Source organism: Streptomyces sp. GL_140, assembly GCF_057834465.1.
On the sequence record NZ_CM174404.1, the window covers coordinates 8,202,431 to 8,215,819 of the forward strand.

1 protein-coding gene and 2 pseudogenes (1 of these 3 running past the window's edge) are annotated in these 13,389 nt (G+C 72.6%); all 3 read left to right on the top strand.

Annotated elements, in window-relative coordinates:
- Window positions 1-3,438 carry the 3' portion of a type I polyketide synthase gene (locus AC3IYJ_RS38055; RefSeq protein WP_489399071.1) on the top strand. 25,332 nt of this gene lie to the left of the window's left edge, so the window shows 3,438 of its 28,770 coding nt (coding positions 25,333-28,770); its start codon lies off the left edge, out of view; its stop codon occupies window positions 3,436-3,438.
- 5 nt (window positions 3,439-3,443) lie between these two features.
- A pseudogene (locus tag AC3IYJ_RS38060) lies at window positions 3,444-13,104 on the top strand (SDR family NAD(P)-dependent oxidoreductase); the annotation flags it as partial.
- A 101-nt stretch (window positions 13,105-13,205) separates the two neighbouring features.
- Window positions 13,206-13,388: pseudogene (locus tag AC3IYJ_RS38065) on the top strand (hypothetical protein); the annotation flags it as partial.
- Window position 13,389: the final 1 nt, after the last annotated feature.

A 13,389-nucleotide genomic window follows, 5' to 3' on the forward strand; every position in this document is an offset into this window, starting at 1 on the left:
GCCCTCGCCGACGGCCGCACCGGGCCCCACCTGCTGCGCGGCGATGCCGCCGCCCACAGCCGCAAGACCGCCTTCCTCTTCTCCGGCCAGGGCGCCCAGCGCCCCGGCGCGGGCCGCGAACTCCACGCCCGGCAGCCCGTGTTCGCGCAGGCCCTCGACGAGGTGACCGCCCGGTTCGACCTGGAGCTGGACCGGCCGCTGCGCGAAATGCTGTTCGCCGAGGAGGGCACCCCGGAGGCCGCCCTGCTCGACCGCACCGACTACACCCAGCCCGCACTGTTCGCCCTCGAGGTGGCCCTCTACCGGCTCGTCGAATCCTGGGGCCTGCGCCCCGACTTCGTGGCCGGGCACTCCATCGGCGAGATCGCCGCCGCCCACGTGGCGGGCGTGTTCTCCCTCGACGACGCCGTCACCCTGGTGACCGCCCGGGCTCGGCTGATGGCCGCACTGCCCACGGGAGGCGCGATGGCCGCCCTGCAGGCGACCGAGGACGAGGTGCGCGAACGCCTCGCCGAAGCCGAGGCCGAATCCGGTGCCGAAGGGGTGTCGGTGGCGGCGGTGAACGGCCCCCGGGCCGTCGTCATCGCCGGCGACGAGGCCGCCGTGGCCCGGATCGCCCGGGGCTTCGCGGACGCGGGCCGCAAGACTAGGCGTTTGCGGGTCAGCCATGCATTTCACTCCGTGCACATGGACGCCATGCTCGACGACTTCGCACGGGTGGCCCGGGGCATCACCTACACCGCCCCGAGCCTGCCCCTCGTGTCGAACCTGACCGGGGAACCGGCCGACGCCGAGCTGGTGTGCACCCCCGACTACTGGGCGCGGCACGTCCGGGAGACCGTCCGGTTCGGCGACGGGCTGCGGACCCTCGCCGCCCGCGGCGTCACCCGCTTCCTCGAACTCGGCCCGGACGCCACCCTGTCCGCTCTGGCGCAGGACACCGACGGCGGGCCGGGCGCCCCCTCCGTGACCGCCGTACCGGCCCTGCGCAAGGGGCGCGGCGAGCAGGACACCCTCCTCGCCGCGGTCGCCAGGCTGCACGTCGAGGGCTGCGCGCTCCACTGGCCGTCCGTCTTCACCGGCACCGGAGCCCGCCGGGTGCCGCTGCCGACGTACGCCTTCCAGCGCCGGCGGTACTGGGCCCACACGGGCCCGGCCATCGCCACGGCGGCCGTCGCCACCGACACCGGCACGGACGACGCCTTCTGGAGCGCCGTGCGCTCCGAGCCCCTCGACTCGCTCGCCGGCGCCCTCGACGTCGACAGCGAGGCGCTGTCCAAGGTGCTGCCCGCCCTCGACGAATGGAGGCACCGGCGCGCCGAGGAGACCACCGTGGACGGCTGGCGGCAGCACATCACCTGGCAGCCGCTCTCCGGGACCCCGAGCCGCACCGTCCCGCTCGCCGGGACCTGGCTCGTCGTCCTCCCCGAAGCACACGCGGACGACCCCTGGACGGTGGCCCTCCTCGGCCACCTCGGCCCGGACACCGTCCGCTACGAGGTCGCCCCGGACGCCGATGCCGATGCCGACGCGGGCCGGGAACGGATGGCGAAGCGACTGCACGAGCTCGCCGCCGCCTCGGGCGGACCGTTCACGGGCATCGTCTCCCTGCTCGCCCTCGAAGAGGCGGGCGAGGTACCACAGGGCGTAGCACTGACGGCAACCCTCCTCCAGGCCCTCGGCGACGCCGGCCTGAACGCTCCCTTGTGGTGCGTCACCCGGGGCGCGGTCGCGGTCAGCCCCGGCGAACCCGTACCGGGCCTGCCCCAGGCCGCCGTCTGGGGCCTCGGCCGGGTCGCCGCCCTCGAACACCCGCAGCGGTGGGGCGGTCTCATCGACCTCCCGGCCGACCTCCACACCGAACCCGCGGCCCTCGGCAGGCTCACCGGCTTCCTCGCCGCACCGGACGGGGAGGACCAGGTCGCCGTCCGAACCGGTGCGCTCCACGGCCGCCGCCTGAGCCCGATGACGGCCGACCGTACCCCCGTCCCGCCTCCGGCCCGTACCTGGGACCCGGAAGGCACCGTCCTCATCACCGGCGGCACCGGAGCCCTGGGCGCACACGTCGCCCGCCGCCTCGCCGCCGCCGGAGCCCGCCACCTGATCCTGCTCAGCCGCAGGGGCCCGGACGCCGCCGGCGCCACCGCCCTGCGCGCCGATCTGGCCGAAGCGGGCGCCGAGGTCACCCTCACCGCCTGTGACGCCGCCGACCGACAGGCCCTGACCGGCGTCCTCGCCGCCATCCCGGACCACGCACCGCTGACCGCGGTCGTCCACGCCGCCGGCGTTGTCGACGACGCGGTCATCGACAACCTCACCCCGGACCGGTTCACCGCCGTCTTCCACGCCAAGGTCACCTCCGCGCTGCTCCTCGACGAGCTCACCCGGGACCTGGACCTGTCGGTATTCGCCCTCTTCTCCTCCGCCTCGGCAGCCGTCGGCAACCCCGGCCAGGGCAACTACGCGGCGGCCAACGCCGTCCTCGACGCCCTCGCCGAGCAGCGCCGTTCCCGCGGCCTCGCCGCCACCTCCGTCGCCTGGGGAGCCTGGGGCGGTGCGGGCATGGCGGCCGCCGACCGGGCGACCGGAGCCGCCCACCGGGCCGGCATCCGGCCCCTGGATCCGGACCTGGCAGTCACGGCGCTGCGCCGCGCCGTGATGGGGCCCGAGGCGACCACCGTCATCTCCGACGTGGACCCCGGCCGGTTCGTACGCGCCTTCACGTCCGTACGCCCGAGCAGGCTGCTCAGCGGCCTTCCCGTACCCTACGAAGCTTCTGCCGGGGCCGCCCCCGTAGCGGTGGCGTCGGTGCCGCAGCAGCGCGCCGAACTGGCCGCACTGCCCGCGGGCCGGCGAGGGGTCGCCGTGCTCCACCTCGTACGGACCCGGGCCGCCGAGGTCCTCGGCCTCACCGGAACCGAAGCGGTGGGCGCGGAGAAGGCGTTCCGTGACCTGGGCTTCGACTCCCTCGGATCCGTGGAACTGCGCAACCAACTCACCGCTGCCACCGGCCTGGAGTTCTCCGCCACCCTCGTCTTCGACCACCCCACCCCGGCCGAGCTCGCCGAGCACATCGCCCGAAAGCTGGACCCGGCGGCGTCCGGCGACACCGCCGAGCCGCAGGACGTGGACCAGGCACGGCTCCGGGCCCTCCTGGCCTCCGTGTCCGTGGAACAGCTGCGCCGCATCGGTGTACTGGAGCCGCTGCTGAAGCTGGCCGCCGAACCCGGCCGGGGCGAACAGCCCGCCGACGGGGCGGGCGAGGCAGAGGCAGCCGCGTACGCCGACTCCATCGACGCGATGGACCTGGACGCACTGGTCCGGGCAGCCCTGAACACTCCCGCATCCGACCCGACATCGGACCGGACGTCCGACCCGACATCCAACCCCTCATCCGCACCGGCCCACCGCGACGAACCGCAGGACCGATGGAGCTGACGGAGCTGACGGAGCAGAACATGGCCATGCCCACGCCCCACGACAAGGTCGTCGAAGCGCTCCGCTCCTCGATGAAGGAGACCGAGCGGCTGCGGCGCCAGAACCTGAGCCTGGTCGCCGCCGCCACGGAACCCATCGCCATCGTGGCGATGAGCTGCCGCTACCCGGGCGGGGTCCACTCGCCCGAGGACCTGTGGGACCTGGTGGCGGCCGGAACCGATGCCATGTCGGACTTCCCGGCCGACCGGGGCTGGGACCTCGACGCCCTGCGCGGCGCCGGAGTCGACGCGCGCGGCCACGGCGTGAGCCGGGGCGGCGGATTCCTCGACGACGTGGCCGGCTTCGACGCGGACTTCTTCGGCATCTCGCCACGGGAGGCCGTGACCATGGACCCCCAGCAGCGGCTGCTGCTGGAGATGTCCTGGGAGGCCTTCGAGCGCGCCGGCATCGACCCGTCGCGGCTGCGCGGCAGCCGGACCGGCGTGTTCATGGGCACCAACGGCCAGGACTACGCCTACCTCCTCGTCCGGTCCCTCGACGATGCCACCGGGGACATCGGCACCGGCATCGCGGCCAGCGCCGTCTCCGGCCGACTCGCCTACCAACTGGGCCTGGAAGGCCCCGCGGTGACCGTGGACACCGCCTGCTCCTCGTCCCTGGTCTCCCTGCACTGGGCCGTCCGGGCCCTGCGGGCCGGCGAATGCTCGCTCGCCCTGGCCGGCGGCGTGAACATCATGTCCACGCCCGGCTCCCTGATGGAGTTCAGCCGACAGGGTGGCCTGGCCGGTGACGGGCGGTGCAAGGCGTTTGCGGATGCGGCGGACGGTACGGGCTGGTCGGAGGGTGTGGGCGTACTGGTCCTGGAGCGCCTGTCGGACGCCCTGCGCAACGGGAGGCACGTGCTCGGCGTCGTCCGCGGCTCCGCCGTGAACCAGGACGGCGCCAGCAACGGTTTCACCGCGCCGAACGGTCCGTCGCAGCAGCGGGTGATCCGGCAGGCTTTGGCGGCGGCCGGTCTGTCTGCGGCTGATGTGGATGTGGTGGAGGGGCACGGTACGGGTACGCCGTTGGGTGACCCGATCGAGGCGCAGGCGCTGCTGGCCACGTACGGCCGGGAGCGGGGGGAGGCCGGTCGGCCTCCGCTCCTGCTCGGCTCGGTGAAGTCGAACATCGGACACACGCAGGCGGCTGCCGGTGTGGCGGGTGTGATCAAGATGGTGATGGCGATGCGGGCGGGCGTGCTGCCGCGCACCCTCCACGTGGACGCGCCGTCGCGGCACGTCGACTGGTCCGCGGGCGACGTACGGCTGCTCACGGAGGCTGCCGAATGGCCGGCCGGCGACCGTCCGCGCCGGGCGGGCGTGTCCTCGTTCGGGATCAGTGGCACGAACGCGCACGTGGTGCTGGAGGAAGGCCCGGCCGGGGTTGCCCCTGTCCCCTCGGACGCGGCAGTGCTCGCCCCGTGGGTGGTGTCGGGGAAGTCGGAGGCGGCGCTGGACGCGCAGCTGGAGCGCATGGCCGCGGTGACGGATTCCCGGTTGGACGTGGGCTTCTCGCTGGCGGCTTCCCGGGCGCGGTTCGCGCATCGGGCGGTGTTGGTGGACGGGGTCGAGATCGCTCGGGGGGTCGCGCGCGAGCGGTCGCTAGCGGTGCTGTTTTCGGGGCAGGGTTCGCAGCGGTTGGGGATGGGGCGGGAGTTGTACGGGCGCTTCCCGGTGTTCGCGGCGGCGTTCGATGCGGTGTGTGGCGGGTTGGACGTGCCGGTGCGGGATGTGGTGTGGGGTGGGGACGGCGAGGCGTTGGACCGGACCGGGTTCGCGCAGTCGGCGTTGTTCGCGGTCGAGGTGGCGTTGTTCCGGTTGGTGGAGTCGTTGGGTGTGAGGCCGGACTTTGTGGCCGGGCATTCGGTGGGTGAGATTGCGGCCGCGCATGTGGCGGGGGTGTTGTCGCTGGTGGACGCGTGTGCGTTGGTCGCGGCTCGTGGTCGGCTGATGGAGGCGCTGCCGGAGGGCGGTGCAATGTTCGCGGTCCAGGCCACGGAGTACGAAGTCCAGTCGCTGCTCGGTGAGTTCGTGTCCATCGCCGCTGTCAACGGTCCGTCTGCTGTGGTGGTCTCGGGTGCGCGGGATGCGGTGGAGGCTGTGCGGGTTCATTTCGAGGGGTTGGGTCGCAAGGTCACGCGGCTGCGGGTTTCGCATGCTTTCCATTCCCCGCTGATGGACCCGATGTTGGATGAGTTCCGTGCGGTGGTGTCGGGGCTGACGTTTTCGGCGCCGGAGATCGCGCTGGCGGCTGATGCCGATCTGGTGTGTGACCCGGAGTACTGGGTGCGGCACGTGCGGGAGTCCGTACGGTTCGCCGATGCGGTGCGTTCGCTGGCCGGGCAGGGTGTGGACACCTTCCTCGAGCTCGGCCCGGACGGAAGTCTGTGCGCGCTGGCGCAGTTGAGCGTGGAGGCCGTGGTCGCGGTCCCGGTGCTGCGCAAGGGCCGGGACGAGGAGAGGTCGCTCGTCGAGGGCCTGGCGAAGTTGTACTGCGCAGGTGTGGGGGTCGAGTGGGAGCGCCTGCACGACGGTACGGGTGCCCGGCGGGTGGACCTGCCGACGTACGCCTTCCAGCACGAGCGCTACTGGCCGGCACTCACTCCGGATGCCGGTGACGTCACCGCGGCCGGACTGATCGCCGACGCACACCCCATGCTCGGGGCGGTCCTTCCGCTCGCCCAGTCGGAAGGCGTGGTTTTCACGAGCCGCCTCTCCACCCACTCCCAGCCGTGGCTGGTGGGGCAGACGACACCGGCGACAGGTCTGCTGGAACTCGCTCTCCGCGTCGGAGACCACGTCGGCTGCGACCGCGTGGAACGCCTGGTGCACACCGCACCCCTGTCCCTGCCCTTGGACGGCAGCGTCATTGTCCAGGTCAGGGTGGGGGAGCCCGACCAGTCTGGTGCCCGTACGGTCGCCTTCTTCTCACGGGTGGATGGCGGGACTTGGACGGAGCACGCGACGGGCGTACTTGCTCCCGCTGCCGTCACCGACCAGCCGACGACTGACGTCGTCGGTTCCGAGGCGGAGTTCACGTTGTCGGGTGGGGTGGCGCGGGAGGCCGATCGGTTTGGTCTGCATCCGGCGTTGCTGGCCGAGGTGGTGCGGGAGGTCGCGGGGGAGCGGGAGTTGGTGCCCGTCTCCTGGCGGGGGGTTTCGCTGCATGCGGCGGGTGCGTCGGTGGTGCGGGCGCGGATCGGCCGTACGGCGGAGGACGCGGCTTCGCTGGTGCTGGTGGACGCCGAAGGCGGACCGGTACTGACGGTCGAGGAGTTGCTCCTCGGGACTCCGGTGCTGCCGGCGGGGGGAGTGCCGGGGCGGGAGGGGCTGCTGTGTCTGGAGTGGATTCCGGCCGAGGTGTCGGCGGCCTCCGCCGTTGATGAGCCGGCGCTGTCGGTTCTGCGTGTCGAGGGCGGTGAGACGGCCGAGGCGGTGCACGAAGCCTGTGCCGGCGTGCTGGGTGCGCTGCAGGAGTGGCTGGCGCAGGACCGGCCGACGGATGCCCGCCTGGTGGTCGTGGTGCGGGGCGACCTGGCGGGTGCCGCCGTCTCGGGTCTGGTGCGTGCAGCGGAGTCGGAGAACCCGGGCCGGTTCCTGTTGGTGGACATTGAGGGCGGCGGCGAGCTGCCGGTCGCGGAGGTGCTCGCGGCGGGCGAGTCGCACGTACGGATCCGTGATGGCGTGGTGCACGTGGGCCGCCTGGCCCGGTTGAACTCCTTGCTCGGTGTTGTGGAGTCCCCGTTGGGTGACGGGACCGTGCTGGTGACGGGTGGTACGGGGGGTCTGGGTCGTGAGGTGGCCCGGCATCTGGTGGCCGTTCATGGGGTGCGGAGTCTGCTGTTGGTGTCGCGTCGGGGGTTGGATGCTCCGGGTGCGGTGGAGTTGCGGGATGAGCTGGCCGCCGCCGGTGCGGAGGTCTCGGTCGTCGCGTGCGATGCAGCCGACCGGGACGCGCTGTCCGGCGTGCTGGCCGGGGTGGAGTTGTCGGCGGTGATCCACACCGCAGGCGTGCTCGACGACGGTGTGGTGACCTCTCTGACGGCCGATCGGATCTCGAAGGTCCTGCGTCCGAAGGTGGACGCGGCCTGGAACCTGCAGGAGCTGACCCGGGCCATGGACCTCTCGGCGTTCGTCCTCTTCTCGTCGATATCGGGTGTGATGGGCTCGGCCGGGCAGGGCAACTACGCGGCCGCGAACGTGTTCCTGGACGCTCTCGCCGCACACCGCCGTGCTCAGGGTCTGCCGGCCCAGTCCCTCGCATGGGGTGCCTGGGCGCCCACGGGCGGTATGACCGCGACCCTGTCCGAGGCCGACCGGCAGCGGATTGCTTCCTCCGGTGTCCCGCCGCTCTCCGTCGAGCAGGGGCTGGCCCTCCTCGACGCGGCGATGGCCACCGACGTGGCCCACCTCGTGCCCCTAGGCCGCCTCGGGACCGAACAGCGCCCGGGCATTGAAGTGCCCCCGCTGTTCCGCGGGCTGTTCAAGGGCGCCCGCCGGATGGCCGTGTCGACGACCGCCGGCGCGCTCGGGTTGCGGCTCGGCGGCCTGGCCCGGGCCGAGCGGCTCCGGCACGTGCTGGACCTCGTACGTACTGAAGTCGCCGGAGTGCTCGGACATACCTCGGTCACGGCGCTCGATCCGGAACGGGAGTTCAAGGACCTGGGCGTCGACTCCCTGACCGCGCTGGAACTCCGCAACCGGCTGGGCCAGGTCACCGGCCTGCGGCTGCCCGCCACCCTCGTCTTCGACTACCCCACCACGAGCGTGCTCGCCGCCCACCTCCTGGCCGAACTGCTCGACGAGCACCAGGCCGTGGACGAGGCCGCGCCCGCGGCGCCGGACGCCGACGATCCGATCGCGATCGTCGGCATGGCATGCCGGATGCCCGGCGGCGTGTACACCCCGGAGGCACTGTTCGAGATGCTTCTGGACGGCCGGGAAGGGATGACCGACTTCCCCACCGACCGAGGCTGGGACCTGGCCGCCCTCTTCGGTGACAGCGCCCCCGGCAACCGGGGAACGAGCGCGACCCGGCGCGGCGGATTCCTCTCCGCGCTCGGCGACTTCGACGCCGCGTTCTTCGGGATCTCGCCGCGCGAGGCCCTCGCCATGGACCCCCAGCAGCGGCTGCTGCTGGAGACGTCCTGGGAGGCCTTCGAGCGCGCCGGCATCGACCCGTCGCGGCTGCGCGGCAGCCGGACCGGCGTCTTCGTGGGCACCACCGGGCAGGACTACGCCTCGCTCGTCATGAACTCGCGCGAGGACGTGGAGGGCCACGCCAGCACGGGTCTGGCGAACAGCGTGATCTCCGGGCGGGTGTCGTACGCCTTCGGGCTGGAAGGCCCGGCCGTGACCGTCGACACCGCCTGTTCCTCCTCCCTCGTCGCCATGCACCTGGCCGCCCAGTCGCTGCGCAGCGGAGAGTCCTCACTCGCCCTGGCCGGTGGTGTGACCGTCCTGTCCACGCCGATGAGCTTCCTCGGCTTCAGTCGGCAGGGCGGGCTGGCGGGTGACGGGCGGTGCAAGGCGTTCGCGGATGCGGCGGACGGTACGGGCTGGTCGGAGGGTGTGGGCGTGCTGGTCCTGGAGCGGCTCTCGGACGCCCGCCGTCATGGTCACGAGGTACTGGCCGTGATTCGTAGCTCTGCGGTGAATCAGGACGGTGCGTCGAACGGTCTGACCGCGCCGAACGGTCCGTCGCAGCAGCGGGTGATCCGGCAGGCTTTGGCGGCGGCCGGTCTGTCTGCGGCTGATGTGGATGTGGTGGAGGGGCACGGTACGGGTACGCCGTTGGGTGACCCGATCGAGGCGCAGGCGCTGCTGGCCACGTACGGCCGGGAGCGGGGGGAGGCCGGTCGGCCTCCGCTCCTGCTCGGCTCGGTGAAGTCGAACATCGGACACACGCAGGCGGCTGCCGGTGTGGCGGGTGTGATCAAGATGGTGATGGCGATGCGGGCGGGCGTGCTGCCGCGCACCTTGCACGTGGATGCGCCGTCCAGCCACGTCGACTGGTCGGCAGGCTCCATCAGCCTCCTCACCGAGGCCACGGCCTGGCCCGATGCGGGCCGGCCTTGGCGGGCGGGTGTCTCCTCGTTCGGACTCAGCGGCACCAATGCGCACGTCATCCTGGAGCAGGCGGTCGAAGCGGCAGCCCAACCGTCGGATGTGCGGACCGTGGCGCCCTGGGTGGTGTCGGGGAAGTCGGAGGCGGCGCTGGACGCGCAGCTGGAGCGCATGGCCGCGGTGACGGATTCCCGGTTGGACGTGGGCTTCTCGCTGGCGGCTTCCCGGGCGCGGTTCGCGCATCGGGCGGTGCTGGTGGGCGGTGCCGAGATCGCTCGGGGGGTCGCGCGTGAGCGGTCGTTGGCGGTGCTGTTTTCGGGGCAGGGTTCGCAGCGGTTGGGGATGGGGCGGGAGCTGTATGCCCGTTTCCCGGTGTTCGCGGCGGCGTTCGATGCGGTGTGTGGCGCGTTGGGCGTGCCGGTGCGGGATGTGGTGTGGGGTGGGGACGGCGAGGCGTTGGACCGGACTGGGTTCGCGCAGTCGGCGTTGTTCGCGGTCGAGGTGGCGTTGTTCCGGTTGGTGGAGTCGTTGGGTGTGAGGCCGGACTTTGTGGCGGGGCATTCGGTGGGTGAGATTGCGGCCGCGCATGTGGCGGGGGTGTTGTCGCTGGCGGACGCGTGTGCGTTGGTCGCGGCTCGTGGTCGGCTGATGGAGGCGCTGCCGGAGGGCGGTGCAATGCTCGCGGTCCAGGCCACGGAGTACGAAGTCCAGCCACTGCTCGGTGAGTTCATATCCATCGCCGCCATCAACAGTCCGACCTCATTGGTCGTCTCCGGCACCGAGGACACCGTAGAGAAGATCGCCGCGCACTTCGGCAGCATGGGCCGCAAGGTCACCCGACTGCGGGTCTCGCACGCCTTCCACTCCCCGCTGATGAACCCGATGCTCGACGAGTTCCGTGCCGTGGTGTCGGGGCTGTCCTTCTCGGCCCCGCGGATCGCACTGGGCGCCGGCGCGGAGCAGGTGTGCGACCCGGAGTACTGGGTGCGGCACGTCCGCGAGACCGTGCGGTTCGCCGATGACGTACGCACCCTGCACACGGCGGGTGCGACGGCCTTCGTCGAGCTCGGCCCGGACGGCGTGCTGACCGCCCTCGCCCAGGAGGTCCTGGGCGGGGAGGGCTCTGCGGACGTCGTGTTCTCCCCGGTGCTGCGCAAGGGACGGGAGGAGGAGAGCACGCTCGTCGAGGGGCTGGCGCGACTCTCCTGTGCGGGCGTGGCGGTGGACTGGACGCGCCTGTACGACGGTACGGGCGCCCGACGGGTGGACCTGCCGACGTACGCCTTCCAGCGCGACCGGTACTGGCCCGTTCCGGCCGTCCGCACGAGCGACGTGTCGGGCGTCGGCCTCGCCCCGACCGGGCACGCCCTCCTGGGCGCGGCGGTGGCTCCCGCCGACTCCGGCGGGAGCCTGCTGCTCACCGGCCGCCTGGCCCTGGCGGCGCTGCCCTGGCTGGCGGACGGACTCACCGGCGGGCCTGCGGTCTTCCCGAGTGAGGGGCTGCTGGAGATGGTGCTGAGGGCCGGTGAACAGGCCGGCTGCGAGCACATCGCGGAACTCGCCCTCACCGCCCAGCCGCTCGTCCTGCCCGAGACGGGCGCCGTGGTCGTCCAGGTGACGGTCGGTGTTCCGGACGGCACCGGTGCTCGTACGGTCGGGTGCTACTCGCGCCCCGAGGAGACACCCGACGGACCGTGGTCCTGCCACGCCACCGGACGGCTGACGCCCGAGGCGACCGCCGCGAGTCCGACCGGCGACGGCGGCCTGGTCGTGGACGCCGCCCTGCCGGGCCGCGGCGAGGCGGCGGGCCTCTACGGTCTGCATCCGGCGTTGCTCGCCGAAGTGTTACGGGCGGTCGTGGGGGAGCGGGAGTTGGCGCCCGTGTCCTGGCGGGGCGTTTCGCTGCATGCGGCGGGCGCATCGGTGGTCAGGGCGCGGATCGTGCCGACCGCCGAGGACCTGCTGGCGGTCGAGCTCGTGGATGCCGAGGGCGAGCCGGTGCTGTCGGTGGCGGAGGTTGCTCTCGGGGCACCGGTACTGCCGGTGGGGGTCACACCGGGTCGCGAGGGGCTGCTGTGCCTGGAGTGGATGGTGTCGACGGAGACGCAGACGACCGCCCGAAGCGAGAACGTGCCGCTCACGGTCTTCCCGGTGCCCGGTGGCGAGTCGCCGAAGGCGGTGCACGAGGCCACGGCCCAGGTTCTCGGTGCAGTGCAGGAGTGGCTGGCGGGGGAGCAGCCGGAGGGTTCGCGTCTGGTCGTTCTGACGCGGGGCGCGGTGTCGGGGGCCGATCTGGCGGGTGCCGCGGTGTGGGGTCTGGTGCGGGCGGCGGAGTCGGAGAACCCGGGGCGGTTCCTGCTGGTGGACATCGAGGGCGGTGGCGAGCTGCCGGTGGCGGAGGTGCTCGCGGCGGGTGAGTCGCAGGTGCTGGTCCGTGATGGCGTGGTGCACGTGGGCCGGCTGGCCCGGCTGGGTCGCGACGTGGGCCTGGTGGAGGTCCAGTTGGGGGACGGCACGGTCCTGGTGACGGGTGGTACGGGTGGTCTGGGCCGTGAGGTGGCCCGGCATCTGGTGGCCGTCCATGGGGTGCGGAGCCTCTTGCTGGTGTCGCGTCGGGGGCTGGATGCTCCGGGTGCGGTGGAGTTGCGGGACGAGCTGGCCGCCGCCGGTGCGGAGGTCTCGGTCGTCGCGTGCGATGCAGCCGACCGGGACGCGCTGTCCGGCGTGCTGGCCGGGGTGGAGCTGTCGGCGGTGATCCACACCGCCGGCGTGCTCGACGACGGTGTGGTGACCTCTCTGACGGCTGATCGGCTCTCGAAGGTCCTGCGCCCGAAGGTGGACGCGGCCTGGAACCTGCACGAGCTGACCCGGGCCATGGACCTCTCGGCGTTCGTCCTCTTCTCCTCGATATCGGGTGTGATGGGCTCGGCCGGGCAGGGCAACTACGCGGCCGCGAACGTGTTCCTGGACGCTCTCGCCGCACACCGCCGTGCTCAGGGCCTGCCGGCCCAGTCCCTCGCGTGGGGTGCCTGGGCGCCCACGGGCGGTATGACCGCGACCCTGTCCGAGGCCGACCGGCAGCGGATTGCTTCCTCCGGTGTCCCGCCGCTCTCCGTCGAGCAGGGGCTGGCCCTCCTCGACGCGGCCATGGCCACCGACACCGCCCACCTCGTCCCCCTCGGTCGGATGTCCGGCACGGGCGGGCCCCGGATGCGCGGTGAAGTGCCCCCGCTGCTGCGCGGGCTCGTCAGGAGCGCCAAGCGGCAGGCCGCCGCTGGCGGCGGCCCTGCGGCCGGCACCCAGGACATGCTGGCTGCCCGGCTGCGGGAACTGCGCGAAGCGGATCGGCTGCGGCACGTACGGGAACTCGTACAGGCCGAGGCGGCGAACGTGCTGCGGCACGCATCCGCGCAAGCCGTGGATGCCGAGCGGGAGTTCAAGGACCTCGGAGTCGACTCCCTCACCGCGCTGGAACTGCGCAACGGGCTCACGGCCGTCACCGGACTACGGCTGCCCGCCACCCTCGTCTTCGACTATCCGACGCCCAATGCCCTGGCCGGGCACCTGCTGGCCGCCCTGCTCCCGGACCAAGGGGACAGTGGGGACGAGCAGTCCGCGCTCCTTGCGGAACTCGACCGGGTGGACGCCGCGTTGACGGCGGCCGAGCCCGACGTCCAGACCCGCACGGCAGTGTCCCTGCGGCTGCGCCATCTCCTGGAGAAGTGGCGTGCCGACGACGAGGACGGCGAATCCGCCCATGTCGCGGAGCGGATCGAATCCGCCACCGCCGACGAAGTCCTCGCGTTCATCGACAACGAGCTCGGCCGGCTGAGCGACCGCTGAT